General features: G+C 70.9%; 27 protein-coding genes and 1 riboswitch. Of the genes, 18 read left to right on the top strand and 9 right to left on the bottom strand.

From position 1 onward, the window contains the following. A complete protein-coding gene (thiI, locus tag AB0B64_RS45555) occupies nt 1–1,197 on the top strand; it encodes a tRNA uracil 4-sulfurtransferase ThiI (RefSeq protein ID WP_357945112.1) in 1,197 nt (398 codons plus the stop codon). Nucleotides 1,198–1,307: 110 nt separating this feature from the next. Here the strand turns inward: thiI and AB0B64_RS45550 are convergent, their stop codons facing one another. Then, a complete protein-coding gene (locus AB0B64_RS45550; RefSeq protein ID WP_357945114.1) occupies nt 1,308–1,598 on the bottom strand; it encodes a YiaA/YiaB family inner membrane protein in 291 nt (96 codons plus the stop codon). Nucleotides 1,599–1,710: 112 nt separating this feature from the next. Continuing rightward, entirely contained in the window at nt 1,711–2,742 is a 1,032-nt protein-coding gene (gene aroF, locus AB0B64_RS45545; protein ID WP_357945117.1) for a 3-deoxy-7-phosphoheptulonate synthase, read from the bottom strand. A gap of 257 nt (nt 2,743–2,999) precedes the next feature. Here aroF and AB0B64_RS45540 point away from each other — a divergent pair, with 257 nt between their 5' ends. The 3 genes from AB0B64_RS45540 to AB0B64_RS45530 all read left to right on the top strand — a co-directional run bounded on the left by AB0B64_RS45540 (nt 3,000) and on the right by AB0B64_RS45530 (nt 5,620). After that, a complete protein-coding gene (locus AB0B64_RS45540; RefSeq protein ID WP_357945120.1) occupies nt 3,000–3,596 on the top strand; it encodes a sulfite oxidase-like oxidoreductase in 597 nt (198 codons plus the stop codon). Between the two features lie 44 nt (nt 3,597–3,640). After that, a complete protein-coding gene (locus AB0B64_RS45535) occupies nt 3,641–4,813 on the top strand; it encodes a histidine kinase (protein WP_358187936.1) in 1,173 nt (390 codons plus the stop codon). Nucleotides 4,814–4,879: 66 nt separating this feature from the next. Beyond that, entirely contained in the window at nt 4,880–5,620 is a 741-nt protein-coding gene (locus AB0B64_RS45530) for a LytTR family DNA-binding domain-containing protein (RefSeq protein ID WP_357946337.1), read from the top strand. Between the two features lie 589 nt (nt 5,621–6,209). Here the strand turns inward: AB0B64_RS45530 and AB0B64_RS45525 are convergent. Further along, nucleotides 6,210–7,052, bottom strand: a complete 843-nt coding sequence (locus AB0B64_RS45525) for a deoxyribonuclease IV (RefSeq protein WP_358187930.1) — start codon at nt 7,050–7,052, stop codon at nt 6,210–6,212. A gap of 155 nt (nt 7,053–7,207) precedes the next feature. On the opposite strand from AB0B64_RS45525, the gene uraD reads away from it, so the two are divergent. The 9 genes from uraD to alc all read left to right on the top strand — a co-directional run bounded on the left by uraD (nt 7,208) and on the right by alc (nt 15,138). Beyond that, complete coding sequence (gene uraD / locus AB0B64_RS45520) at nt 7,208–7,693, top strand: 2-oxo-4-hydroxy-4-carboxy-5-ureidoimidazoline decarboxylase (RefSeq protein ID WP_357945128.1); 486 nt, start codon at nt 7,208–7,210, stop codon at nt 7,691–7,693. After that, nucleotides 7,690–7,992, top strand: a complete 303-nt coding sequence (gene uraH / locus AB0B64_RS45515) for a hydroxyisourate hydrolase (protein ID WP_357641973.1) — start codon at nt 7,690–7,692, stop codon at nt 7,990–7,992. The genes uraD and uraH overlap by 4 nt, the downstream gene beginning before the upstream one ends. 3 nt (nt 7,993–7,995) lie before the next feature. Next, the gene (gene pucL, locus AB0B64_RS45510; protein ID WP_358187919.1) at nt 7,996–8,868 is read left to right on the top strand and encodes a factor-independent urate hydroxylase; all 873 of its coding nucleotides are present in this window, start codon (nt 7,996–7,998) and stop codon (nt 8,866–8,868) included. 4 nt (nt 8,869–8,872) lie between these two features. Next, on the top strand, nt 8,873–9,733 hold the full coding sequence (locus AB0B64_RS45505; RefSeq protein WP_358187913.1) for a xanthine dehydrogenase family protein subunit M: 861 nt from the start codon (nt 8,873–8,875) through the stop codon (nt 9,731–9,733). Then, nucleotides 9,733–10,206, top strand: coding sequence for a (2Fe-2S)-binding protein (locus AB0B64_RS45500; protein WP_357945137.1), 474 nt, complete (start codon nt 9,733–9,735; stop codon nt 10,204–10,206). Before AB0B64_RS45505 ends, AB0B64_RS45500 begins: the two co-directional genes overlap by 1 nt. Next, nucleotides 10,203–11,600 carry an 8-oxoguanine deaminase gene (locus AB0B64_RS45495; protein WP_358187905.1) on the top strand — a complete coding sequence of 466 codons (1,398 nt, stop codon included), beginning with the start codon at nt 10,203–10,205 and terminating at the stop codon, nt 11,598–11,600. The genes AB0B64_RS45500 and AB0B64_RS45495 overlap by 4 nt, the downstream gene beginning before the upstream one ends. 131 nt (nt 11,601–11,731) lie before the next feature. Next, complete coding sequence (locus AB0B64_RS45490; RefSeq protein ID WP_357945143.1) at nt 11,732–12,871, top strand: glycerate kinase; 1,140 nt, start codon at nt 11,732–11,734, stop codon at nt 12,869–12,871. Between the two features lie 11 nt (nt 12,872–12,882). Continuing rightward, on the top strand, nt 12,883–14,193 hold the full coding sequence (gene allB, locus AB0B64_RS45485; protein ID WP_357945145.1) for an allantoinase AllB: 1,311 nt from the start codon (nt 12,883–12,885) through the stop codon (nt 14,191–14,193). Beyond that, nucleotides 14,194–15,138, top strand: coding sequence for an allantoicase (gene alc / locus AB0B64_RS45480; RefSeq protein ID WP_358187894.1), 945 nt, complete (start codon nt 14,194–14,196; stop codon nt 15,136–15,138). 58 nt (nt 15,139–15,196) lie between these two features. On the opposite strand, the gene pknB is transcribed toward alc, so the two are convergent. The 4 genes from pknB to AB0B64_RS45460 all read right to left on the bottom strand — a co-directional run bounded on the left by pknB (nt 15,197) and on the right by AB0B64_RS45460 (nt 19,612). Further along, a complete protein-coding gene (gene pknB / locus AB0B64_RS45475) occupies nt 15,197–17,137 on the bottom strand; it encodes a Stk1 family PASTA domain-containing Ser/Thr kinase (protein WP_358187890.1) in 1,941 nt (646 codons plus the stop codon). Nucleotides 17,138–17,365: 228 nt separating this feature from the next. Next, nucleotides 17,366–18,121: a thiazole synthase gene (locus AB0B64_RS45470; RefSeq protein WP_358187886.1), complete on the bottom strand. Its 756-nt coding sequence runs from the start codon at nt 18,119–18,121 to the stop codon at nt 17,366–17,368. Continuing rightward, complete coding sequence (gene thiS, locus AB0B64_RS45465) at nt 18,114–18,314, bottom strand: sulfur carrier protein ThiS (RefSeq protein WP_357945155.1); 201 nt, start codon at nt 18,312–18,314, stop codon at nt 18,114–18,116. The genes AB0B64_RS45470 and thiS overlap by 8 nt, the downstream gene beginning before the upstream one ends. Continuing rightward, nucleotides 18,311–19,612 carry an FAD-dependent oxidoreductase gene (locus tag AB0B64_RS45460; RefSeq protein ID WP_357945158.1) on the bottom strand — a complete coding sequence of 434 codons (1,302 nt, stop codon included), beginning with the start codon at nt 19,610–19,612 and terminating at the stop codon, nt 18,311–18,313. The genes thiS and AB0B64_RS45460 overlap by 4 nt, the downstream gene beginning before the upstream one ends. Continuing rightward, nucleotides 19,602–19,719, bottom strand: a riboswitch (TPP riboswitch). (Overlaps the previous gene by 11 nt.) Before the next feature lie 58 nt (nt 19,720–19,777). Between AB0B64_RS45460 and AB0B64_RS45455 the strand changes: the two genes are divergently transcribed. From AB0B64_RS45455 to thiE, 3 genes are read left to right on the top strand one after another with little or no spacing between them, the layout of a single operon-like run. Then, entirely contained in the window at nt 19,778–20,941 is a 1,164-nt protein-coding gene (locus AB0B64_RS45455) for an FAD-dependent oxidoreductase (protein WP_357945160.1), read from the top strand. 30 nt (nt 20,942–20,971) lie between these two features. Then, nucleotides 20,972–21,346, top strand: coding sequence for an Rv2175c family DNA-binding protein (locus AB0B64_RS45450; RefSeq protein ID WP_225298599.1), 375 nt, complete (start codon nt 20,972–20,974; stop codon nt 21,344–21,346). After that, on the top strand, nt 21,324–21,959 hold the full coding sequence (gene thiE / locus AB0B64_RS45445; protein ID WP_357945162.1) for a thiamine phosphate synthase: 636 nt from the start codon (nt 21,324–21,326) through the stop codon (nt 21,957–21,959). The genes AB0B64_RS45450 and thiE overlap by 23 nt, the downstream gene beginning before the upstream one ends. Nucleotides 21,960–22,080: 121 nt before the next feature. Here the strand turns inward: thiE and AB0B64_RS45440 are convergent, their stop codons facing one another. Beyond that, nucleotides 22,081–23,148 (bottom strand): polyprenyl synthetase family protein, encoded by a 1,068-nt coding sequence (locus tag AB0B64_RS45440; RefSeq protein ID WP_357945164.1) that lies wholly within the window; start codon nt 23,146–23,148, stop codon nt 22,081–22,083. Between the two features lie 73 nt (nt 23,149–23,221). Between AB0B64_RS45440 and metF the strand changes: the two genes are divergently transcribed. Beyond that, nucleotides 23,222–24,145, top strand: coding sequence for a methylenetetrahydrofolate reductase [NAD(P)H] (metF, locus tag AB0B64_RS45435; protein WP_357945167.1), 924 nt, complete (start codon nt 23,222–23,224; stop codon nt 24,143–24,145). A 238-nt stretch (nt 24,146–24,383) separates the two neighbouring features. Here the strand turns inward: metF and tnpA are convergent, their stop codons facing one another. After that, nucleotides 24,384–24,800 carry an IS200/IS605 family transposase gene (gene tnpA / locus AB0B64_RS45430; protein ID WP_358187862.1) on the bottom strand — a complete coding sequence of 139 codons (417 nt, stop codon included), beginning with the start codon at nt 24,798–24,800 and terminating at the stop codon, nt 24,384–24,386. A gap of 67 nt (nt 24,801–24,867) precedes the next feature. On the opposite strand from tnpA, the gene AB0B64_RS45425 reads away from it, so the two are divergent. Beyond that, nucleotides 24,868–25,096: helix-turn-helix domain-containing protein (locus AB0B64_RS45425; RefSeq protein WP_358188523.1), on the top strand; the 229-nt coding region annotated here is incomplete at its 3' end.

Below are 25,096 nucleotides of genomic sequence, written 5' to 3'. Positions count from 1 at the left end.
ATGTCGATGTCCGCCCTGGGCGAGCCGTGCGTTCTGCTCAAGCTGGGCGAGATCGTCCTCAAAGGTAAGAACCGCGACATTTTCGAACGCCGCCTGGTCGACAACATCCGCGAAGCCGTCAAGGAGCTCGGCCTCAAGCTCGACGTGCGCAAGCGGCACGGCGTCATCGCGATCTTCCTGCCGGACGGCGCCACGGCCGAACAGTCGGAGACCGTCGCCAAGCGGGTCGCCGACGTGCCCGGCCTGGTCTGGATCCACTCGGCCTGGCGGGTCGCCAAGGACCCCGACGCCGTGCTCAAGGCGAGCCTGGAGCTGGTGTCCGAGCGCGAGGAGGTCAAGCGCGGCGCCTCGTTCGCGGTGCGCTCCCGCCGCCGCGACAAGCGCTTCCCGCTGCGCTCCAACGAGCTCGACCGGCTGGTCGGCGGCGCCATCAACGACGAGTACGGCCTGCCCGTCAACCTGAAGAACCCCGAGCTGACCGTCTCCATCGAGGTCGACAAGGACGAGGTGTTCGTCTTCACCGGCGGGATCCCCGGCCAGGGCGGCCTGCCGGTCGGCAGCAGCGGCCGGGCGCTGGTGCTCATGTCGGGCGGCATCGACTCGCCGGTGGCCGCCTACCGGATGATGCGCCGCGGCCTGCACGTCGACTTCCTGCACTTCTCCGGCATCCCGTTCACCACGTCCGAGTCGATCTACAAGGCGTACGCGCTGGTCAGGAAGCTCGACCGGTTCCAGGGCCGGTCGCGGCTGTGGGTGGTGCCGTTCGGCAAGGCCCAGCAGTCGATCCGCACCTCCGGCCAGGACCGGCTCGCGGTGATCGCCCAGCGCCGGCTCATGCTCAAGACGGCCGAGGAGGTCGCGCATCGCATCCGCGCCGCCGCGCTGATCACCGGTGACGCCCTCGGCCAGGTCTCCTCCCAGACGCTGACCAACATCACGGCCCAGGACCACGCGGTCGAGCTGCCGATCCTGCGCCCCCTGGTGGGCTGGGACAAGACGGAGATCATGGCCGAGGCCCGGCGCATCGGCACGCTGGAGATCTCCGAGCTGCCCGACGAGGACTGCTGCACGCTGCTGGCCCCCAAGCGGGCCGAGACGCGCGCGAAGATCGAGGACCTCAAGCAGATCGAGAAGCGGCTGGACGCCGAGGAGCTGGCCGTCCAGCTCGCCGACTCGATCCAGGAATACAAGCTCTGAGCTCGGGCTGAGGCCGGGCCGCTCGTGGGGGACCATTCCGCTGGGCGACCCGGCCTCAGGCTTGAGAGGGCGACCGAGCCCGCCGCACGGAGTGCGGCAAATAAGCACGGTCAGGACGCGTCCACCCTGAACGGGTCGTGCTCGGCGAGCAGCTTGTCCAGGCGGGCCTGGTCGACGCGGGTGCTGACCCCCGACAGCTCCTGACGGTCGCGTACGACCTTGCTGAGCGTAATGGTCGAGGTGATGACGTACAGGACGCCCAGGGCGAGGAAGGCCCTGATCCACCCGGAGGCCGGGAGGTAGACCAGGGCGAGCACCACGGACGACACGGAGACCCCGAACGACAGGATGGCCTGGACGTAGTAGGCGGTGGTCTGGGTGGGTTGGATGGGCTTCGTCATGCCGACCATCATCAGGCTGGGCGACATGTCGGCACATGGGGTTACGTACTCAAGTTACTCATGAGTACGGCCGACCGGGCGCGTGGTGCCGGCCGTACTCATCCCGGGCGGATCAGACCGTCAGCGCGGCGGCGGCGGTCTTGCCGAGCAGCGGCGGGAAGTCCCGCATGACCTGGGCCAGCTCGCCCAGATCGGTGTCGACCAGCGCCTGCGGCCCGTCGACGATCGCCTGCTCGGGATGCGGGTGCACGTCGATGATGACGCCGTCGGCGCCCACGGCGATCGCCGCGCGCGTCAGCGGCAGCACCAGGCCACGCTGGCCGCCCGAGTGCGACGGGTCGACGATCACCGGCAGGTGCGACAGCCGCTGCGCCACCGGCACGGCCGAGACGTCGAGGGTGTTGCGCGTGGCGGTCTCGAACGTCCGGATACCGCGCTCACACAGCACGATGTCGAGGTTGCCGCGCTGGGCGATGTACTCGGCGGCCATCAGCCACTCCTCGATCGTCGAGCTCATGCCGCGCTTGAGCATGACCGGCCGGCCCGCCGCGCCGACCGCCTGCAGCAGCGCGAAGTTCTGCGCGTTGCGGGTGCCGACCTGCAGCATGTCCGCGTACGAGGCGACCAGGGCGACGTCCTGCGCGTCGACCACCTCGGTGACGATCGGCAACCCCGTCTCCTCGCGCACGTCGGCGAGGATGCGCAGGCCCTGCTCGCCCAGCCCCTGGAAGGCGTACGGCGAGGTGCGGGGCTTGAAGGCGCCGCCGCGCAGCAGGGTCGCGCCCGCCGCCATGGCCATCCTGGCCGCCTCCAGCGTCTGCTGGGGCGTCTCCACCGCGCACGGCCCCGCGATCAGCGTCACGGTGCCGGGGCCGATCGGCACGCCGCCCACATGGACCGTGGAGCGTTCGGGATGGTTCTCCCTGCTCACCAGCTTGTACGGCGTGCTCACCCGCATCACGTCACGCACCCCCGGCATGCCCCGCAGGCTCGCCTCGTCGAGCTGGGTCACATCGCCCACCAGCCCGACGATCGTGCGCCGTACACCCCTGCTCACGAACGCCTCTACCCCGGCCGCCTGGACGACCGCGACGATCGACGCGATGTCATCCCCGGTTGCCTCCTGGCCCATCACGATCACCATCTGCTGCTCCTTTGATCAAGCGCGGAAAAAGCCCTGGAAACGCCGAAAGGCCCCGGGTCCATGTGGACCCGGGGCCTTTCGTTCGCCTGTCTGCTAGCGCAGCGTCAGGTGGCGAACGGACACGGGTCCGTCGCCATACCAAAACACGAACGCTTTACGCATAGTCGCCATCGTAGCGCACCGCACCCGGGCGCGAGGCAGACACAGGCCGATGGCAGGATGGCCCAAGACCACGGAAACCGGCGAGGGGAGTGTACGTGGAGGAATCGCGGCTGCCTCCGGGCCAGTACGTCCCGCGCGGCCGGCCAGTGATCCACTACGGCAGGGTGCCGCAGTTCCGGCCCGAGAGCTGGGACTTCCGCGTCTTCGGAGCCACCGCCTCGGGCGAGGAACACCGCTTCACCTGGCCGGAGTTCGAGAGCCTGCCCCGCACCGGCGTCATCGCGGATTTCCACTGCGTCACCAAGTTCTCGATCATGGGCAACGAGTGGCGGGGGGTCAGCCCGGCGACGATCGTCGCGGCGGCCCCGCCCGACCCGGGCGTGCGGCACGTGATGATCTGGGCCGAGTACGGCTACAGCGCCAATCTCCGGATGTCCGACTTCACCGCCTCGGACACGCTGTTCGCCATGGAGCTGGACGACAAGCCGATCAGCGCCGAGCGGGGCTTCCCCGTACGCGCCGTCGTGCCCCATCTGTACGCCTGGAAGAGCGTCAAATGGGTGCGGGCCATCGAGTATCTCCTCGAAGATCGCCGAGGCTTCTGGGAGGAACGCGGCTACCACAACGTGGCCGATCCCTGGCGCGAGCAACGCTACTCCTACCAGGAAGAACCCGGCGAGGGCCCTCCGTAGGGTTTCCGCCCGAACACGGTCCGTTGTTGGCTACGGTTGCCCGCATGTCGACCACCGCGTACGTGGTGCTGTCCTGCCTGACCTTCGTCCTCGGCTACGTCGTCGCCCTGGTGCCGCGGGGACGCCGGGAGCCGCGCGAGCCGTCCGATCCGGCCGGGCCGCCCCCGGGTGACTGGAGGGACGAGGCGACGTACACGGCGCTGCACATCGCGGCCCTGGCGGCCCCCTCGCTGCGCGCCGGGCTGAACCGCGACTCGGCCCGCAAGGCCGTACGCCATCTGCACGCCCTGCTCGGCACCTACGCCGTCGCGATCACCTCGACCGAGGCGGCGCTTGCCTGGGACGGCCCGTGCACCGACGAGGTGCTCACCTACGCCCGCACCGCGCTGGCGTCCGGGCGGCCGCAGGTGTTCGCCGGGGAGCCGTACGGCGCGGTCGTGGTGCCGCTGCTCGTCGACGGCAAGCTCGTCGGCACGCTGGCGGCCTTCGACCAGGAGGTGAGCGCGGCGCTGGTGCGTACCGTCACCGAGGTCGGCCGGTGGGTGTCGGGCCAGCTGGAGCTGGCCGAGCTCGACACCTCGCGGCGGCGCGCGCTGGAGGCGGAGATGCGCGCCCTGCGGGCGCAGATCTCGCCGCACTTCATCTACAACGCGCTGACCACGATCGCCTCCTTCGTCCGCACCGATCCGGCGCGGGCCCGGGAGCTGCTGCTGGACTTCGCCGACTTCGCCCGGTACGCGCTGCGCCGGGCGCACGACTTCACCACCCTGGCCGATGAACTGACCTGCGTCGACCGCTACCTGCTGCTGGAGCGGGCGCGCTTCGGCGACCGGCTGCGCTTCAGCGTGCAGGTGGCGCCGGAGGTGCTGCCGGTGCCGGTGCCGTTCCTGTGCCTGCAACCGCTGGTGGAGAACGCGATCAAGCACGGCATGGGCAGCCGCGGCGGCGTCGGGCAGGTCCGCGTGGTGGCCCGCGACGCCGGGCCGGAGGCGCACATCACGGTCGAGGACGACGGCACCGGCATGGATCCGGAGCACGTCAGGCGGGTGCTGGACGACGACCCGAGGCGCGAGGGCAACGGCATCGGCCTGGCCAACGTGGACGTGCGGATGCGCCAGATCTACGGCGACGGCTACGGGCTGGTGGTGGAGACGGCGCTGGGTTCGGGCACCACCGTGCGGCTCCGCGTGCCCAAGACGCGCCTCAGCCCTCTGTAGTCAATTATTCGCGCTGCGTGCGCAAGTGGGTTGTGACCTCAGCGTTATTAAGGCAGCGTGGTGGTCATGCTGCGTGTGCTGGCCGTCGACGATGAGGTGCCCGCTTTGGAAGAACTGGCCTACTTGCTGCGCAAGGACGCCAGAGTGGAACGGGTCACAACCGCGAGCGACGGCGTCGCGGCCCTGCAGGAGATGGTCCAGATGATCGGGACCGGCGAGCGGCTCGACGGGGTGTTCCTCGACATCCGGATGCCCGGCATCGACGGGCTCGACCTGGCCAAGCTCGTCGGCGGATTCCCCAGCCCGCCCAGGCTGGTGTTCGTCACGGCGCACGAGGACTGCGCGGTGCGGGCGTTCGAGCTGGAGGCCGTCGACTACCTGCTGAAACCGGTCCGGGCCGAGCGGCTGGCCGAGGCGGTGCGCAGGCTGGAGGTGGCCGTGGCGCCGCCCGCCGAGCCGGCCCTCGACGACGTGATTCCGGTCGAGCTGAGCGGGATCACCAGGTTCGTCCCGCAGCAGGCGGTCTGGTACGCCGAGGCGAAGGGCGACTACGTACGCCTGCACACGGTCGACGGCAGCTACCTCGTACGCATGTCCCTGGCGGCGCTGGAGCGGCGCTGGGCCGACGCCGGGTTCATCCGGGTGCACCGCAGCACCCTCGTCTCCGCCAGGCACGTGAGCGAGCTCAGGTTCGAGGGCGGCAGGGTGATGCTGACCGTCGGCACCCAGACGCTCCAGGTGAGCAGGCGGCACAGCCGTCAGGTGCGCGAGCAGCTGGTCCGCCAGCATCGCGGCGCCATTTCCTGACCCGTCGCCGACCCGTTGTGCCGCCCGTTTCCCGGGTGGGGTGGGCGTGAACGCGGGGAGTGTGAACGGCCGCCCGCGCGGTTCGGCGCGCCGGGCGATTTCTCCGTGATGGTGGCGAGTTCCCTGGTCACACCGGGTCGGGTGGCTCTGTGGCGTCCGGACGGCCGTCGTGTCCGGGATCGCGGGGCCGCGGAAGTGGCCGCTCGTCGTGCCGGAACCGCCGTTCGTCGTACCCGTACGCTCCGTATGGCGATGACTACAGACCGTTCGACGAGCTGTCCGTAAACGGGGGTTCGCCCGCAAGATCGCGACCGTAGTGTTTGCGCATCGGAAGCCACCCGGCGCATCGGGGGGGACGGGCCGAATGGCTCGCTGATTAGTCTGATGCGTCGGATCCTCCGGTGACCGCGCAGGTCACCACGGCTGTCGGGCCCTCTACCGGGGGGCAGGGCCCGCCTGCCGAGCACGTGTGGGACGCCCGCTGTGGCCGCGGAAAGGACCGCGATCCGGCTTACGGGGGTGGCCGGATCGCGAGAGCGGGCGTCCCGACACGTGCGTCAAGGCCCGACTCAACCGAGCAGGCCGGAGATCACGGCTCGTCGCGGAGCTTCTTGAGGGTGGCGATGTCCTCGCGGTGCTTGTCGGCCTTCCCCGGCGTCTCGATGCAGATCGGGACGCCCGCCACGGCCGGATGCCGCATCAGGTCGGCGAACGGCTGGGCGCCGATGTGCCCCGCGCCGATGTTCTCGTGGCGGTCCTTCTTCGAGCCGCACACGTCCTTGGAGTCGTTGGCGTGGATCAGCTTCAGCCGCCCCGGCGCGATCGCGTGCAGCGCGTCGAACGTCTCCTTGACCCCGCTCGCCGTGACCAGGTCGTGCCCGGCCGAGAACGCGTGGCAGGTGTCGAGGCAGATGTTGGCCCGCGGGTGCCAGTCGAGCGCCGCCAGGTAGGGCTCCAGATCCTGCACCGTGGCGCAGAGCATCGCCCCCTGGCCCGCCATCGGCTCCAGCAGCAGGTCGGGGCCGCCCTCGGGGATCTCGTCGAGCAGCGGCAACAGGTGCTCGCGCAGCTGGCGCATCGCGTCGTCGCGTGGCTGCGTCACCGCCGAGCCCGTGTGCACCACGACTCCCTTGGCGCCGACCTCGGCGCCGCGGCGCAGCGTGTAGCGGACGAGCGCGATGGTGCCGGCCACCGTCTCGGGGTTGGGCGAGCCGAAGTTGGCCAGGTAGGGCACATGCACGAAGGTATCGACACCCGACGCGGCCAGCGCGGCGTCCTGTTCGGGCTTGCCCGGCGTGAGCGCCCAGGCGCGCGGGTTGGTGACGAACACCTGGATCATCTCGGCGCCGATCTCGGCCATGTACGCGAGACCGCCCGTCGCCAGGCCGCCCGCGACGGAGACGTGCCCGCCGATGAGAGAGGTTGGGGTCATGATGGCTACCAGTTTAGGCGGGTGGCGGAGCGGGCCGGCCGAGTGGGATATGCGGCGAGCTTGGAGCATGACACGAAAAGTCCTAGCCAACCGCTGGGCCACTTGAGAGTTCTTGCGGATGGACCGGGCACCAGGCGGGTGTGTGTACTGCTGCTATGCCCAACACGCTCACCGGTCTGGCCGGGTTCAACGCCCGGGAGGACATCGAGGCGGAGCTGCTCGCCTGCTGCGCCTCCCGCGCCTTCGCCAGGTCCGTCGCGGCCCGGCGCCCCTACAGTGACCCGGACCGGCTCGCCGACGCCGCGGACGCGGCCGTGCGCGGCCTGGCCTGGCCCGACGTACTCGAAGCGCTCAGCGCCCACCCCAGGATCGGGGAGCGCGCCCAGAGCGCCTGGTCCAGGCAGGAGCAGTCGGGCGTGGCGGACGACACGCGCGCCGAGCTGGCCGAGGGCAACCGGGCGTACGAGGACCGTTTCGGCCACGTCTACCTGATCTGCGCCACCGGCCTGACAGGCGCGGAGATGCTGGCCAGGCTGCGCGAACGCCTGCTCCACGACGAGGAGACCGAACGCGCCACCGTTCGCGACGAGCTGGCCAAGATCACCAGGCTGCGGCTGGTCAAGCTGCTGGAGGGGTCCTGATGAGCTTCTCCACGCACGTCCTGAACGCCGTCACCGGCCGCCCCGCCGCCGGAGTGGCCGTACGGCTGGAGTACGAGGGCGAGGTCGTGGCCGACGGCCGCACCGACGCCGACGGCCGGATCAAGGGCTGGAACCCCGGCGCCGGCGTCCACCGGGTGGTCTTCGACACCGGCGCGTACCTGGCCGACACGTTCTACCCCGAGGTCGTCATCACCTTCACCGTGACGGACCCGGCCGCGCACTATCACGTGCCGCTGCTGCTCAGCCCGTTCGCCTACTCCACCTACCGAGGGAGCTAGAACGTGCCCGACGTCATCCTGGGCCCCAACCGCTACGGCAAGGCGGAGACCAGGCTCGTCCGCGTCGTCCGGGAGGGCGACGTCCACCACCTCAAGGACTTGAGCGTCAGCTCCTCGCTCTCCGGCGACATGGAGGCCGTCCACCTGACCGGCGACAACGCCACCGTGCTGCCGACCGACTCGCAGAAGAACACCGTCTACGCCTTCGCCAAGAAGCACGGCGTCGACCAGATCGAGGAGTTCGCGCTGCTGCTGGCCAGGCACTACGTCGCGGCGCAGCCGTCGATCCACCACGCCAGGGTGGAGATCGAGGAGTACGCCTGGGAGCGGATCGGCGGCGACCGGCCGCACTCGTTCGCGCGCAAGGGCGGCGAGGTGCGCACCTGCGTCGTCCACCATGACCGGGACGGCCGCACCACCGTGGTCTCCGGGCTGAAGGACCTGGTCGTGCTCAACTCGACGGGCTCGGAGTTCCACGGCTACATCCAGGACGAGTACACCACGCTGCCGCCGACCACCGACCGGGTCCTCGCCACCGCCGTCGCCGCCCGGTGGCGCCACGCTTCAGAAGGGTCCGCGTACGGCAAGTCGTACGAGGAGGTCCGGCGCCGCCTGCTCGAGGCGTTCGCCGACACGCACAGCCTGTCCCTGCAGCAGACGCTGTACGCGATGGGAAAACGGGTACTGGACACCCGAGGCGAGGTCTGCGAGATCAGGTTCGCGATGCCGAACAAGCACCACTTCCTGGTGGACCTCTCGCCGTTCGGCCTGGACAACGACAACGAGGTCTACTTCGCGGCCGACCGCCCCTATGGCCTGATCGAGGGCGGCGTACTGCGCGAGGACGCCCCTGACGCCGCATTCGCCTGGGAGTAGAACGATGGAATTCCTGCGCCCCACGACATGGGACGAGGCGCTGGCCGCCAAGGCGGACCGGCCCGGGGCCGTGCCCATCCAGGGCGGCACCGACGTGATGGTCGAGATCAACTTCGACGTGCGACGGCCGGAGGCGCTGCTGGACCTCACCCGCGTGCCCGAACTGCGTACCTGGTCCCTGGAGGACGGCCGCTACCGGGTAGGGGCCGCCGTGCCGTACACCACGATCATCGAGGAGCTCGGCGGCCCGCTGCCGGGACTCGCGCAGGCGTCCCGGACGGTCGGCTCGCCGCAGATCCGCAACCGCGGCTCGGTCGGCGGGAACCTCGGCGCGGCCTCGCCAGCCGGGGACAGCCACCCGCCGCTGCTCGCCGCCGGAGCGGTGATCGAGGTGGAGTCGCGCGACGGCGGCGTCAGGATGATCCCCGCGCACGAGTTCTACCTGGGCGTCAAGCGGTCCGCGCTGCGGCCGGACGAGCTGATCAGGGCCGTCCACCTCGAACCCGCCACCGGCCCCCAATACTTCTCCAAGGTCGGCACCCGCAACGCCATGGTCATCGCGGTGTGCTCGTTCGCGGTCGCGCTGCATCCGGGGGAGAGGCGGGTCGGCACCGGCCTCGGATCGGCCGCGCCCACGCCGCGCAGGGCGCTGGAGGCCGAGGAGTTCCTGCGCCGCGAACTCGACTGGAACGCCCGGCTCGACCCCGCCGTGCTGAAGCGGTTCGGCGAGCTGTGCGCCCGGGCCGCCTCGCCGATCGACGACGTGCGCGGCACCGCCGACTACCGCAGGCACGCCATCGGCGTGATGGCCCGCCGCACGCTGACCTGGGCCTGGAACGACTACCGAGGAAGGAGGGCCGCCTGATGCGCGTCACCTTCACCGTCAACGGCCGCGAGGAGTGCGCCGACGACGTGTGGGAAGGCGAGAGCCTCCTGTACGTGCTGCGCGAACGGGTCGGCCTGCCCGGCTCCAAGAACGCCTGCGAGCAGGGCGAATGCGGGTCGTGCACGGTCTACCTCGACGGTACGCCGGTCTGCGCCTGCCTGGTCGCCGCCGGGCAGGCCGAGGGCCGCCACGTGCGTACCGTCGAGGGCCTGGCCGACGGCGACCGGCTCGACCCCGTGCAGGAAGCGTTCGTCGAGAGCGGCGCGGTGCAGTGCGGCTTCTGCACGCCCGGTCTGATCGTGCAGACGCACGACCTGCTCGAACGCGTCGACCGGCCGTCCGACGCGGAGATCCGCGAGGCCCTCGCGGGGAACCTGTGCCGCTGCACCGGCTACGAGAAGATCCTGGACGCGGTACGGCTGGCGGCCGAGCGAAAGGCGGCGACCAGATGACGCCCGGCTCTGTGCAGATCGACAACGTCTACATCGCGCCTGTTGCCGGGCCGGAGGTCGAGTCCGGATATGTCCGTATCGAGGGTGATCTGATCACCGGCCTCGGCCCCATGGCCGAGGCGCCCGCCACCCCGCCGGCCACCCGGATCGACGGCACCGGCTGCCTGGCCACGCCCGGCCTGGTCAACACCCACCACCACCTCTACCAGTGGGCCTCGCAGGGACTGGCCCAGGACGCGACCCTGTTCGAGTGGCTGGTGGCCCTCTACCCCGTGTGGGCCGCCATGGACGCCGAGGTCGTCAGGGGCGCGGCCGGGGCGGGACTCGGCCACCTGGCCCTGTCCGGCTGCACCACCTCCAGCGACCACCACTACGTCTTCCCCAAGGGCCGCGGCGACCTGCTCGCCGCCGAGATCGAGGCGGCACGCGAGCTGGGCATCCGCTTCCACCCGGCGCGCGGCTCCATGGACAGGGGCGAATCGCAGGGCGGCCTGCCCCCGGACGTCGTCGTCGAGCGGCTCGACGAGATCCTCGCCGCCACCGCCGAGGCCGTCGACGTCTACCACGACCCGTCGTTCTCCTCGAAGCTGCGGATCGCGGTGGCGCCCTGCTCGCCGTTCTCGGTAAGCGGTGAGCTGATGACCGAGGCCGCCGCCCTCGCCAGGGACCGGGGAGTCCGCCTGCACACCCACCTGGCCGAGACGCTGGACGAGGAGGAGCACTGCCGCGCGCAGTTCGGCATGCGGCCCGTCGAGTACATGGACAAGCTCGGCTGGCTCGGTCCCGACGTCTGGTTCGCGCACGCGGTGCACCTCAGCGACTCCGACATCGGCAAGCTCGCCGCCACCGGCACCGGCTCCGCGCACTGTCCCTCGTCGAACGGCCGGCTCGGCGCCGGGATCGCCAGGGTGTCGGAGATGCTGCGCCGCGGCGCGAACGTCGGTCTCGGCGTGGACGGCAGCGCCTCCTCGGAGCTGACCACGCTGTCCGGCGAGATGCGGCAGGCACTGCTGTTCCAGCGGGCCGTGTACGGTCCCGGCGCGCTGACCGCCCGGCAGGCACTCGAACTCGCCACGCTCGGCGGGGCCCGCAACCTCGGCCGTGAGGGCGAACTGGGCACGCTGGAGGCGGGCAAGCTCGCGGACATCGCGCTGTGGCGGGTGGACGGGCCGTTCGCCTCGGCGGTGACCGACCCGGTCTGCCGCCTGGTCTTCGCCACCCGCCAGCCGCCGCTGGCCCGGCTGCTGGTCGGCGGCGAGACGGTCGTCGAGGACGACGAGCTCAGGACCGTCGCCCATGACGCCGTCGGCCGCGCGGGCGTTGAGGCCCACCGCCGCCTGAGCCGGCTGGCCGAGAAGCATGGCATCACCGCCGCCAAGGAGATCCACCGGTAACCACGCCCGTCTGTCGTGAATCACGCACCGGACGCCAGTTCGAGGCGCCGTCCGCCGGGATGTGATGATGAATCGTCGCGTCTCCCCGGAGGCGGGGCCGTTCGCCGTTCGTCACCGTGTGGGAGTTCGTAGTGGTTGAGCATGTGCTCGTTGCCCCCGACAAGTTCAAGGGGTCGCTGACCGCCGCCGAGGTGGCGGCCCATGTGTCGGCGGGGCTGGGCGTCCCGGCGATAGAGCTGCCTGTGGCCGACGGGGGAGACGGCACCGTGGACGCGGTCGTGGCCTGCGGCTTCACGCGCGTCTCCCGCCAGGTCACCGGGCCCACGGGCGAGCCCGTCAAGGCTTCGTACGCGCGGCGTGGGGACACGGCCGTCGTCGAGCTGGCCGAGGCGTCCGGCTTGCGCCGTCTCCCCGGCGGGCTCGAGCCGCTCACCGCCACCAGCTACGGCACCGGCGAGCTCGTCGCCGACGCGATCCGCCAGGGCGCCAAGCGCATCGTGCTGGGCCTGGGCGGCAGCGCCTGCACCGACGGGGGCGCGGGCATGGCGCAGGCGCTCGGCGCCCGCTTCCTCGACGCTCAGGGCGACGAGCTCGAGTACGGCGGAGCCGCCCTGGGCGGGCTCGACCGCATCGACATCTCCGGTTTCACGGATATGTCGGGCATCGAGGTGGTGGTGGCCAGCGACGTCGACAACCCGCTCCTCGGCCCGCACGGCGCCGCGGCGGTCTACGGTCCGCAGAAGGGCGCGACCCCGGAGGACGTGCCGGTCCTGGACCGGGCGCTCGGCCGCCTCGCCGCCGTCGCCACGCGCACGCATGGTCTCGCGGGCGCCGTCGAGCACGACGACGTACCCCGCCCGATGGGCGTCGCCGGGGCTCCGGGCGCGGGGGCCGCCGGTGGCGTGGGGTTCGCCGCGCTGGCGTTCCTGCACGCCGAGGTTCAGCCGGGCATCGACTACCTGCTCGACCTGCTCGGGTTCGGTGAGCACGTCAAGGGGGCCCGGCTGGTGATCACCGGTGAGGGCTCGCTGGACGAGCAGTCGCTGCGCGGCAAGGCCCCTGTCGGCGTCGCCCAGGCGGCTGCCCGGGCGGGCGTTCCGGTGGTCGCCGTGTGCGGTCGCCGTACCCTGTCCGACGCCGAGCTCCGGGCAGCCGGTATCGAGGCCGCCTACGCCCTCACCGACCTGGAGCCCGACCCGGCCCGCTGCATGGCCGACGCCGCCGCGCTCCTCGAACGCCTGGCCGCCAAGCTCGCCGCCGACCGCCTCTGACCGGAGTTGATATGAGCGGCTATGACCTCGTGATTCGATCGCGCAGGACCGTCACGCCCGACGGCGAGCGGGCCGTCTCGGTGGCCGTCCGCGACGGCCTGATCGCCGCCATCGGCGCGTACGGTGACGCCATCGAGGCGGCCGAGGACATCGACCTGCGTGACCTCGCGCTGCTGCCCGGCCTGGTCGACACCCACGTGCACGTCAACGAGCCGGGCCGTACGCACTGGGAGGGGTTCGCCTCGGCCACCAGGGCGGCCGCCGCCGGCGGGGTCACCACGATCGTGGACATGCCGCTCAACTCGCTCCCGCCCACCGTCACCGTGGACGCCCTCGACGCCAAGCTGCGCGCCGCCGACGGGCAGTGCCACGTGGACGTCGGCTTCTGGGGCGGCGCGATCCCCGGCAACGTCAAGGACCTACGCCCGCTGCACGACCGTGGTGTCTACGGTTTCAAGTGCTTCCTGTCGCCGTCGGGTGTGGAGGAGTTCCCGCCGCTCAGCCCTTCAGAGGTACGCGCGGCGCTCACGGAGCTCGCCGGGTTCGACGGCCTCATGGTCGTACACGCCGAGGACCCGGCGCTGCTGGCCGAGCCGGCGGGTCCGACGTACCGCGAGTTCGTGGACTCCCGGCCGGGCGCGGCCGAGCGCAGCGCGGTCGAGCAGGTGATCCGGCTGGCCAGGGAGACCGGCGCCCGGGTGCACATCCTGCACGTCTCCAGCGCCGACTGCCTGGAGCCGCTGGCCGCCGCCCAGGCCGAGGGAGTACGCGTCACCGCCGAGACCTGTCCCCACTACCTGACCCTGGCCGCCGAACAGGTGCCCGAGGGCGAGACCGCCTACAAGTGCTGCCCGCCGATCCGCTCCGCCGCCAACCGCGACCGGCTCTGGGACGGGCTGGCCGGCGGCGTGCTGAGCTGCGTCGTCTCCGACCACTCGCCCGCACCGGCCGACCTCAAGGTGCCCTCGTTCGCGGCGGCCTGGGGCGGCATCGCCTCGCTCCAGCTCGGCCTGCCGGCCGTGTGGACCGAGGCGTCGCGCCGCGGTCACGGGCTGGCCGACGTGGTGCGCTGGATGTCCACCCAACCAGCAGCAATGGCCCATATTTCCGGAAAAGGCGCGATAAAGGTTGGCAACGACGCTGATCTGGTGGCTTTCGATGCCACAGCCGTCAACCCGGTCGACGCGGCCCGGCTCCACCACAAGAACCCGGTGACCCCCTACCACGGCCACCTCCTCAAGGGCGCCGTCCTTACCACCTGGCTCCGTGGCCGGCCCACCGACGGCGTACCGCACGGAGCCTTCCTGTTGGGAGAGCAGTAGATGCCCGGCTTCACCGACCTGCCCGACCTCGCGCTGCGTACCCTCGGCGGCTCGGTGGTCGCCGCCAGCGACGAGTCCTTCGCCGAGAAGGAGAGCCTGATCCGGCCGGGACGCCCCGGCTTCCAGGCGGAGACGTTCGGCAACAAGGGTCAGGTCTACGACGGCTGGGAGACCCGGCGCCGGCGCGAGCCCGGCCACGACTGGGCGATCGTCCGGCTCGGCCTGCCGGGCGTCGTCCGCGGCGTGGTGATCGACACGGCCTGGTTCAAGGGCAACTACCCGCCCCACGCCTCGGTCGAGGCCGCGGCCGTGGACGGCTACCCGTCGCCCGCCGAGCTCGCCGACGCCGACTGGGTGGAGATCGTGCCCAGGAGCGATCTCAAGGGCGACGCCGAGCATGCTTTCGAGGTGACCGACGACTCCCGTTACACGCACGTCCGGCTGAACATGTATCCCGACGGCGGAATCGCCCGGCTGCGCGTGCACGGCGAGGTACGGCCGGATCTGTCCCTCTACGACGGGCTCAGCCTCGACCTGGCCGCCCTGGCGAACGGGGGGCGGGTCATCGCCTGCTCCAACGAGTTCTACTCGGCGCCCGACAACGTCCTGGCCCCCGGGCTGGCCCGCCACCAGGCGGAGGGCTGGGAGACCGCGCGGCGGCGCGAGGCCGGAAACGAGTGGCTGGTCATCAGGCTCGCCGCGCGCGGCGTCATCCGGCTGGCCGAGATCGACACCACGAACCTGCTGTTCAACGCCCCCGGCTGGGTGTCACTGACCGGTTACGACGGTGACCGTGAGGTCGAGTTGCTGGCCAGGACGCGGCTGCAGCCCGACACCCCGCACCGGTTCCGCCTGGAGCACGCCGAGCCGGTCACGCGGGTGCGCGTCGACATCTATCCCGATGGTGGGCTGGCAAGGGTCCGGCTGCACGGCAACCTCGCCTGACGGCCCTCGCCTGGCCGCCGCCTGGCCGCCGGGTCACTGCCAGACGACGACCGCCGGGTTACTGCCAGAGGACCACCGTCGAGGCGGGTGGCCGCTCGCTGTTGCCCGCCGGGCGCTGGAATCGTACGACTCCATCGTTGGAGAGCTTGCGGATCTGCACCTTGAAGCCGAGACCCACTAACTCGTTCCTGGCGTCGCTGACGTTCTTGCCCACCACCGACGGAACGAGCTGGAACTCCTGGTCGTCACGCGCCTCGTTGTCCTCATTGTCACCGCCGAACCAGTCCCAGAAGTCGGTCTGGCACCGGGACACCGTGATCATGGCCTGCGCGCCCTTGTCGACCTCGGCCTTGGCCTTGGGCGCCTGCGCGATCACCGTGCACGGCTCGGCCCTGTCGTCGACCTCGTTGACCTGCACCTGGAAGCCCTGGGTGCCGAGGTAGTTGGCCGCCTCGTCCTTGGGCATGCCGCTGACGTCGGGCATCACGAGCCCCGCGCTGACGTAGAGGTTGACCTTCGAGTTCTCCTTGACCTTCTCGCCCACGTCGGGCGAGGTGCGGATCACCTTGCCGCGGGCGATCTCCTGGTTGGCCTGCCGGCTGACGCGGTTGACGTCGAGCCCGGCCTTGCCGATCGCGGTGCGGGCCTCGGGCTCGGTCATGCCCTCGACGTTGGGCACCAGCACCCGCTTCGGGCCCAGCGAGGGGACCAGCGTGAGGGCCGCGCCCCGCTCGACCTCGACGTTGCGCCCCGGGTCGGTTCGCAGCACGAGGCCCTCGGCGACCTTCTCGTCGTGCTGGCCGGGGGCCGTCTTCACCTGGAAGCCCTGGCCGGCGGCGGCTCTCTGGGCGACCGCCAGGTCCTTGCCGACCAGGTCGGGCACCGGCACGTACGTGGTCTGCGAGAAATACCAGCCCGTCAGCGCGACCGCCACCACCATGACCGCGGCGAGCGCGACCAGGAACCAGTTGGGCTTGAAACCGGCGCGCCGCGCGGGCAGCTCCTCGCGCGGCTGGATCATCGTGTGGTTCGGCACCACCTGCGTCATCGCGTGCGGCGCGTGCGGCGCGGTGGCGGGGCCGGCACTCGGCATCGAGTAGGGCATGGAGCGCACGCCGGACGCCCCCGCGTGCATGGGTGGCGTCGTCGTACGGGGCAGCATGCGGTGCGCGTCCACGGCCGCCACCAGCATCGCGGTCGCGTCGGCGGGACGGTCGTCGGGGGAACGGGCCGTGGCGTGCGTCACCAGCGTGTCGATCAGCGGCGGCACCTCCGGCACCACGGAGGACGGCGGTGGCACGGTGTCGTGGACGTGCCGGTAGGCCACCGACATCGGCGTCTCGCCGTCGTAGGGCTGCTCGCCGGTCACCAGCTCGAACAGCATGATGCCCGCCGCGTAGACGTCGCTGCGCACGTCGGCACCGCCGGTCATGACCTGCTCGGGCGACATGTAGCCGATCGTGCCGATCATCACGCCGGTGCGGGTCTGGTTGGTCGCCTCGATCGCCCGGGCCAGGCCGAAGTCCACCACCTTGACCCGGCCGTCGTCGGTGAGCAGGACGTTCTCGGGTTTGACGTCGCGGTGCACCATGCCGGCCTGATGGGCCGCGCCCAAGGCCGCGAGCACCGGTATCATGATCTCCAGCGCCTCGCGGGCGGGCAGCCTGCCCCGGTCGCGCAGGGTGTCGCGGAGCGTCTTGCCGGGGACGTACTCCATCGACAGATAGACCACGTCACCGTCGGTGCCTTGGTCGAAGACGTGCACCACGTTGGGGTGCGAGAGGCTGGCCACGGACTTGGCCTCGCCGATGAACCGCCGCACGAACGCCGGGTCCTCGGCGAGCGAGCGATGCATGACCTTCAGCGCGACCGTGCGGTCAAGCCGGACGTCGAGCGCCAGGTAGACGGTCGCCATACCGCCTCGCGCGATCCGGGACTCGATGCGGTAACGCCCATCGAGCAGCCGTCCGACGAGAGGGTCCGCTGTCGTCGTGTCCACCCCGCTGAGTTTACGGGCGTTTTGCCACTGGCAAGGCCTGACCATCCGAAACCGATGCCGAGCCGTGCTCGTTGGAACGCGCCTATCTGGAACATAACCGGACATATCCTGTCTCGCCGGTTCCGCGTGGCGTCGAGTGGCTACGGGCCCGTCCGGCGGCCTCCGAGTGGCTACGGGCCCGTCCGCAGCATTCGCGTGGCTACGGGCAAGTCAGGGGCCTTCGCGTGGCTACGGGCGCGTTGGGGAGGAGGCCTCCGCGTAGCGGCGGCGGGGGATGCGGCCCGCCTGGTGGGCGAGCCGGCCCGCCTGGACGGCCGCTCTCATGGCCGTCGCCATCAGCTCCGGCCGCTGCGCCCTGGTGACGGCCGTGGCCAGGAGTACGGCATCGCAGCCCAGCTCCATCGCCAGGGCGGCGTCGCTGGCCGTACCGATGCCCGCGTCGAGGATCACCGGCACCGAGGCCGCCTCCACGATGAGCTCGATGTTGTGCGGGTTGCGGATGCCGAGGCCGGAGCCGATCGGCGCGCCGAGCGGCATCACCGCGGCACATCCGGCTAGCTCCAGGCGACGCGCCAGCGCCGGGTCGTCCCCGATGTACGGCAGCACCACGAACCCGTCGGCCACCAGCCGTTCGGCCGCGTCGAACGTCTCGATCGGGTCCGGCAGCAGCGTCCGCTCGTCGGCGATGACCTCGAGCTTGACCCAGTTCGTGCCGAGCGCCTCCCTGGCCAGCCGGGCGGTCAGCACGGCGTCGCCCGCGGTGAAGCAGCCGGCGGTGTTGGGCAGGACCTTGATGCCGCGTTCGCGCAGTACGTCGAGCACCGAGCCGGGCGCACTGGGGTCGAGCCGCCGCATGGCGACGGTCGTCAGCTCGGTGCCGGACGCGACCAGCGCCTGGTCGAGCACCTCCAGCGACGGGGCACCGCCGGTGCCCATGATGAGCCGGGAGGAGAACTTCTCTCCGGCTATGAGCAGATCATCCACCTTGCACCGCCGTCAGCACTTCCATCCGGTCGCTGTCGCCGAGCGCCGTCGTCTCCCAGGCGCTCCGCGTCACCACCTCGTCGTTCACGGCCACGGCCACGCCGGTCGTCGCCGTGGTGAGCGTGAGTACGGCCTGCGCCACGGTGGTGCCGTCGGGCACCTCGTGCGGGGCCCCATTGATGATCACATTCATGAAATATCCCGATACCTCAGCGGCGAGCACAGCTCCGCGAGCTCGCTCTCCTCGCCCAGCAGAATGGCCGCCGTGAGCGGAGCCAGCAGCACCCCGCCCCGGTGATGCCCAGTGGCCAGCACCAGCCCCGGCGTCCCGCTGGGCCCGATGAGCGGAACGTTGTCCGGTGTGCCCGGCCGCAGCCCCGCCACCACGTCGGCGATCTCCAGCTCGGTGACGCCCGGCACCAGCTCGTGGGCGTCCCGCAGCAGCTCGTACAGTCCGCCCGCCGTCACCCTCGTGTCGAACCCCAGCTCCTCCTGGGTCGCCCCGACCACCAGCTCACCGTCACCCCTTGGCACCAGGTACACGGATTTCCCGTGGACCGTCCCGCGTACGCACCTGCCGAGCAGGGGCTGAGGGGAGCGCAGCCGCATGATCTGCCCCTTGACCGGTCGCACCGGGACATCGACCAGCCCGGCGCTCCACGCCCCGGCCGCCAGTACGACCCGCTCGCCCCGGATCTCATGGGGGATGTCCACCTGCGGGCGGCCCTTGTCCAGGGTGGCCGTCCCGTCTGGGGGTGTGAGGCGTACGCCCACCACCTTGTCGCCGTCCCGGAGCAGTTCGCTGACGCGAGCCCGGACGAGGGGGACGCCCAGGCGGTCGAGTGCGGCCAGGAGCGCGGCGGTGACACGGCGCGGGTCCACCCAGGCGTCTCCACGGGCCAGTAGCCCACCGCGTACGGAGGGCGCCAGCATGGGCTCCAGCCGGCGGCACTCGCGCCCGGTCAGCCGCTCGACCGGTAGCCCCAGCTTCTCCATGAACGCGGCCAGCTCACCGAGCGCCGCCAGATCGTCGGCCCCGAACGCCACGGCCAGCGTCCCGTCGACCCGGAAGTCCAGCCCGGCCCGCGCGGCCTCACTGAGCCCGCTCACGACCGCTTCAGCTGCCCCCGCTTCGTCAAGACGGTTGGTGGCGGGACCCGCAGCAGCATGGAGGCCGACATCGGAGGCGGCGAATCCCGTACCAGCATCGCGGTGAGAGCGGTTGGCGGCGGATCCCGTACCGGCGTCGAGGTCGGCGTCGGTGGCGAGTTCGGAGGCGAAGGACGGCCAGCGGCGCAGTGCGGCGAGGCCCAGCCGGAGCAGCGGCTCCTCCGTGTACGTGACCTCGCTCACCGGTGCCAGCATGCCCGCCGCCGCGTGCGAGGCCCCGGTGGCCGGAGCCGGGTCGACCACGGTGACCGGCCGACCCGAGCGGGACAGGCGCCAGGCGATGGACAGCCCGATGATCCCGCCGCCTACGACGATGTCCACGTCCGCTCCCTTCGCCGGCATGATCCGGATCAGGTGTCTTGCGGTCGAAGGCCCGGTGCAGCCTTCCTCTCAGCCCGGTAAACGGCCGGACTCCCGCGCGTCTTACGTCTCCACCCTACGGCCTCGGCGCGACGTCCCGGCACGGGCCCCGTTATGGTCTTGAACGTGAATCATGTGGTGGTGGCAGGCGCCGGTCTGGCCGGTGTACGGAGTGTCGAGGCGCTGCGCGCGAAAGGGTTCGACGGCAGGATCACGCTGATCGGGCAAGAGCGGCACCGGCCGTACGATCGGCCACCCTTGTCGAAGGCGGTCCTGTCCGGCAGCAGTGACTCCAGCTTCGTCGACGCCGACCTCGCCGTGCTGGAGGTGGACTTCTGGCCGGGCGTCTCGGCCAAGGCGCTGCGTCCCGGCGTCGTCGAGACAACCGAGGGCGAGCTCGGCTATGACGGCCTGGTGATCGCCACCGGCGCCGAGCCGATCACGCTGCCCGGCGACGGCCGCCAGCACGTGCTGCGTACCCTCGACGACGCGCTGGAGCTGCGCGCCCGGCTCGTCAAGGGCGCCCACGTGGTGATCATCGGCGCCGGCTGGATCGGCGCCGAGGTGGCCACCGCCGCCCGCCGGGCCGGCTGCGAGGTGACCGTGATCGAGGCCGGCCCCACCCCGCTCGCCCAGGCGGTCGGCCCTGAGATCGGCGCCCGCACCCAGGGCTGGTACGAGGGCATCGACCTGCGGCTCAACACCCTGGTCGGCTCAGTGGACGACGGCGGCGTCACGCTCGCGGACGGAAGCCTCATCGAGGCGCACGTGGTCGTCACCGGTGTCGGAGTACGCCCGACCGTCGGCTGGCTCGCGGGCTCCGGCATCGACCTGGACAACGGCGTCGTCACCGACGAACACCTGCGCACCTCCCTGCCGAACGTCGTGGCCGTGGGCGACTGCGCCGCCTGGTGGTCGCGCCGGTTCGAGACCAGGCTGAGGGTCGAGCACTGGGACGCCGCGCTCAACTCACCCGAGGTGGCCGCCGCCACACTGCTGGGGGTCGAGGCCGCCTATGACCCGGTGCCCTATTTCTGGTCCGAGCAGTTCGGCCACATGGTCCAGTACGCGGGCCACCACCCGGCCGGAGACCGCCTCCTCTACCGAGGCGAACTCGGCGGAAAATGGTCGGCCTGCTGGCTCACCTCGGACGACACCCTGGCCGCGGTACTCGCCGTGGACCGGCCCCGAGACCTCGTCCAGGGCCGCAGAATCATCGAAGCCGGACACCGCGTAGACGCCGAACGCCTGGTAGATCCCGACCTCTCCCTACGGGACTGTGTTGTTTGAGCAAGCACGCCATGTGGTAGTTGTGGTTTCGTGACGCTTTCTGTTGCGCAGATCGACCGGGAGACCGACCAGCTCGTCGCCGAGTGGCTCACTCTCCCCGAAGTGGCCGCGCGCCTCGACCTTTCGATAGGGCGGGCCAAGCAACTCCTCAAGGACCGGAAACTGCTCGGTGTGCGCCGGGGTGGTGGTGGGCCACAAGTGCCCGCGGTGTTCCTTGACGGAAAGGACGTGATGAAGGGTCTGCCCGGCACACTCTCCGTGCTGCGCGACTCCGGTTACGACGACATCGAGTCGCTGCGCTGGCTCTTCACTCCCGACGACTCCCTGCCCGGCTCGCCCGTCGACGCCATCAGGGCCGGTCGCCATACCGAGGTCAAGCGGCGTGCCCAAGCCCTCGCTTTCTGACGCCCGCCTCTACCTCTGCACGGACGGCCGTCGCGAACGCGGTGACCTGGCCGAATTCCTCGACGCGGTGCTGGCCGCGGGCGTGGACATCGTCCAGTTGCGGGAGAAGGGGCTGGAGGCGCGCGAAGAGCTCGCGCTCCTCGAGGTCTTCCGCGACGCCTGCGACCGGCACGGCCGGCTGCTGGCGGTCAACGACCGGGCCGACATCGCCTACGCCGCCCGGCCCGACGTGCTCCACCTGGGGCAGGACGATCTTCCGGTGAAGGTCGCGCGAGAGATACTCGGCGACGACGTCTTCATCGGACGGTCCACCCACTCCGTCGCCGAGGCGTCCGCCGCGGCCGTGGAGGAGGGCGTCGACTACTTCTGCTGCGGTCCCGTCTGGCCGACGCCGACCAAGCCGGGCCGCCACGCGCCGGGGCCGTCGCTGCTGCGGCACGCGGCGTCGCTCGGCACCGGGCGGCCGTGGTTCGGCATCGGCGGCATCGACCTGGGCAATCTCGACCAGGTCAGGTCGTACGGGGTCGAACGGGTTGTGGTGGTACGCGCCATCACGGAGGCCGAGGATCCGGGCGCCGCGGCAGCGGAGTTCGCCAAGCGCCTGGCCGGCTGACAGACGCGCGCGGGCGCCCTCCGGCGCCCGCCGCGCCGTACTCAGGTGGTGTGTGGGGCGGCGGGTTGTACGTGCGGCCGTTCAGGCGTGCCTGAGAGTGACAGGTAGTGCGTGTGATGGCTCAGGTGGTGCGTGAGGTGGCGGCCACCGCCAGGTCCGACAGGGCCGCGCGGGCCTCCGGTGTGATCGGCGCCTTGCCGAGGAACGTCAGCGCCTCGCCGAGGTAGTCGCCGATCATGTCCTCGCACTGGCGCAGCGCCCCGGTGCCCTCGATGATGCGCCGCAGCGCGGCCACCCCGTCCTCGTCGAGCCCGGGGTCACCGAGCAGGGCGCGCACGGTCTCGGCGTCGCCGGGTGCGGCCGCGGCCAGCGTCCGGGCGACGAGCATCGTCCGCTTGCCCTCGCGCAGGTCGTCGCCCGCCGGTTTGCCGGTCTGCGCCGGGTCGCCGAACACGCCCAGGATGTCGTCGCGCAGCTGGAAGGCGATGCCGACCCGTCGGCCGTACTCCATGCAGAGCTCGTCCATCCACGGCTCCAGGCGGCCGGCGGCGAGCGCCAGGCCGAGGCGGAGCGGTTGTTCGACGGAGTATTTGCCGCTCTTGTAGAGGGCGACGCGCAGGGCGGACTCGAAGGTGTTCTCGCCGTGCGCCTGCTCCAGCAGGTCGAGATATTGGCCACACATCAGCTCGGTGCGCATGTGGTCGTGCACCGGCTGGGCCGCCGACAGGGACTCGGGCGGCAGGCCGCTGCTGCGCCACATCTCGCCGGACCAGATCAGCAGCAGGTTGCCCAGCAGGATCGCCGCGCCCTCGCCGAACTGCTCCGCCGAGCCGTGCCAGCCCGACTTCTCATGGATGGCCTCGAAGCGGCGGTGCGCGGACGGCATGCCCCTGCGCAGGTCGCTCTTGTCCATCACGTCGTCGTGCACCAGCGCGCTGGCCTGGAGCAGCTCCAGCGAGGCGGCGGCGGTGAAGATCCCGGGCACGTCGGTGCCGCCCGCGCCCCGCCAGCCCCAGTAGCAGAAGGCCGGGCGCAGCCGCTTGCCGCCGGACAGCAGGTCTTCGGCGGCCGAGCGGAGCGGCTCGAGCTCGGTGTCGCCGGGGGTGGGCAACTGCCGTCGGACGAACGTCCGCAGCGCGGCGTCCACCTTGGCACGCAGGGCGTCCAGGCTCGCGGCGTCAGTGGTCATGCATCTGAGACTAGTGGCCGGGCGGCCGAGCCGGATCTCCAGGGACGGGGCTTGTGGCGGTAGCCTGGGTCACATGGCGCTTGGTCGACCCTCCATCCGGCCCGATCGTGTTCCCACCGTCCGTGAGCTTCTCGCGTCCGGTGGCCGGTCGTTCTCCTTCGAATTCTTCCCGCCGAAGACGGACGAGGGGGAACGGCAGCTGTGGCGGGCGATCAGAGAGCTCGAGTCGCTGCGGCCGACGTTCGTGTCCGTGACCTACGGCGCGGGCGGCTCCAGCCGTGACCGCACCGTCGACATCGTCGAACGGCTGGCCCACGACACCACGCTCACCCCTGTGGCGCATTTCACCGCGGTCAACCACTCGATGCGCGAGCTGCGCCACCTGATCGGCCGCTTCGCGGACGCGGGGGTGCGCAACATCCTCGCCGTGCGGGGCGACCCTCCCGGTGACCCGACGGGCGAGTGGGTTCAGCACCCCGAAGGCGTCCTGTACGCCGAGGAGCTCGTGCGGCTGATCCGGCAGGTGGGCGACTTCTGCGTGGGCGTGGCGGCGTTCCCGTACAAACACCCGCGTTCGCCGTCGATCGAGTCCGACACCGACTTCTTCGTACAGAAGTGCCGGGCCGGCGCCGACTACGCGATCACCCAGATGTTCTTCCAGGCCGACGACTACCTGCGGCTGCGCGACCGGGTGGCGGAGCAGGGGTGTGACACGCCGATCATCCCGTGCATCATGCCGGTCACGCAGATGAGCACGATCGCCAGGTCGGAGCAGCTGTCGGGGGCGCCGTTCCCGGCGGACCTGGCGGCCCGCTTCGAGGCGGTGGCCGACGACCCGGCGGCCGTGCGGCGGCTGGGCATCGACCACGGGGTGGAGCTCTGCCAGCGGCTGCTCGATGAGGGCGCCCCGGGCATCCACTTCATCACGTTCAACCGCTCCAGCGCGACGCGAGAGGTGTTCGAGCGGCTTGCTCCGGTCGAGGCGCTGACCGCGTAACCCGGCGCATCCTGGCCTTTCTCTTGATCTGGCCGTTCGTGCGGGTGACAAGCGGTCTTTTGTACGGCCGGCCCGGTGGGCCGCCAGCCGCCGACCGAGGCTGAGCTCTGTCGAGGGTTACGCTTACCGAAGGTCCGCGGAAAGCCTCGGCCTTCACTTCAGGCCGGGGATGAATGCGGTCCCCCTGTGGGGGATGGCCCGCCGTAGGCGGGGCATCCCGGAGCGCGGATTTGGGACCTCAGGTGGGGCGGCGCTGCTGTTCGATATACGTCTTGATGATCGATAGTGGGGCTCCGCCACAGGAGGCGGCGAAGTAGCTGGGTGACCAGAAGGGGCCGTGCATGATGGCGCGGTTGACGCTGCCGGTGAACTCCTTGCGCAGGTAGTGCGAGGAGACGCCCTTCAACGAGTTGACGAGTTTGCTGATCGCGACCTTGGGCGGGTAGTGGACGAGCAGGTGGACGTGGTCGTGTTCGCCGTTGAACTCGCGCAGTTCGGCCTCGAAACTGTCGCACACCTCGATCATGATGTCTTCGCAGCGGCGCAGCATCGCGTCGTCGAAGGCGTTTCTGCGATATTTGGTGACAAAGACCAGATGGACGTGCATCGCAGAAACCACGTGTCTGCCTCGTCGATATTCTGCTTCCTGGCTCATAGACCAGATGATAATGTGTTCGAGTCGGTGAGACGTGAGCATCCCGAGGGAGAAGGGGGTGTTTCGCATGTTGGCGGGCCGGAAGTATCGCCTGGAGTTCGACTTCGGGCAGCAGGCGTTCGCCGAGAGGCTGGGTGGGATCTGCCGGGCGGTGTGGAACACCGGTCTCGAACAGCGGCGGCAATACCGGCGGCGCGGAGGGTGGATCGACTATGCCGAGCAGTGCGGGCAGCTCGCCGAGGCGAAGAAGGACCCGTACTGCGAGTGGCTCGCCGATGCCCCCGCCCAGGTGATCC

The organism is Nonomuraea sp. NPDC049129, assembly GCF_040648495.1.
Taxonomy (GTDB): domain Bacteria; phylum Actinomycetota; class Actinomycetes; order Streptosporangiales; family Streptosporangiaceae; genus Nonomuraea.
This window is presented reverse-complemented; position numbering and strand designations above follow the sequence as displayed.

Coding starts and splice junctions, on each gene's coding strand:
- thiI (WP_357945112.1), top strand. CDS start 1: ATGTCGATGTCCGCCCTGGGCGAGCCGTGCGTTCTGCTCAAGCTGGGC.
- AB0B64_RS45550 (WP_357945114.1), bottom strand. CDS start 1,598: ATGACGAAGCCCATCCAACCCACCCAGACCACCGCCTACTACGTCCAG.
- aroF (WP_357945117.1), bottom strand. CDS start 2,742: ATGGTGATCGTGATGGGCCAGGAGGCAACCGGGGATGACATCGCGTCG.
- AB0B64_RS45535 (WP_358187936.1), top strand. CDS start 3,641: ATGTCGACCACCGCGTACGTGGTGCTGTCCTGCCTGACCTTCGTCCTC.
- AB0B64_RS45530 (WP_357946337.1), top strand. CDS start 4,880: ATGCTGCGTGTGCTGGCCGTCGACGATGAGGTGCCCGCTTTGGAAGAA.
- AB0B64_RS45525 (WP_358187930.1), bottom strand. CDS start 7,052: ATGACCCCAACCTCTCTCATCGGCGGGCACGTCTCCGTCGCGGGCGGC.
- uraD (WP_357945128.1), top strand. CDS start 7,208: ATGCCCAACACGCTCACCGGTCTGGCCGGGTTCAACGCCCGGGAGGAC.
- AB0B64_RS45505 (WP_358187913.1), top strand. CDS start 8,873: ATGGAATTCCTGCGCCCCACGACATGGGACGAGGCGCTGGCCGCCAAG.
- AB0B64_RS45500 (WP_357945137.1), top strand. CDS start 9,733: ATGCGCGTCACCTTCACCGTCAACGGCCGCGAGGAGTGCGCCGACGAC.
- AB0B64_RS45495 (WP_358187905.1), top strand. CDS start 10,203: ATGACGCCCGGCTCTGTGCAGATCGACAACGTCTACATCGCGCCTGTT.
- allB (WP_357945145.1), top strand. CDS start 12,883: ATGAGCGGCTATGACCTCGTGATTCGATCGCGCAGGACCGTCACGCCC.
- alc (WP_358187894.1), top strand. CDS start 14,194: ATGCCCGGCTTCACCGACCTGCCCGACCTCGCGCTGCGTACCCTCGGC.
- thiS (WP_357945155.1), bottom strand. CDS start 18,314: ATGAATGTGATCATCAATGGGGCCCCGCACGAGGTGCCCGACGGCACC.
- AB0B64_RS45440 (WP_357945164.1), bottom strand. CDS start 23,148: ATGACCACTGACGCCGCGAGCCTGGACGCCCTGCGTGCCAAGGTGGAC.
- metF (WP_357945167.1), top strand. CDS start 23,222: ATGGCGCTTGGTCGACCCTCCATCCGGCCCGATCGTGTTCCCACCGTC.
- tnpA (WP_358187862.1), bottom strand. CDS start 24,800: ATGAGCCAGGAAGCAGAATATCGACGAGGCAGACACGTGGTTTCTGCG.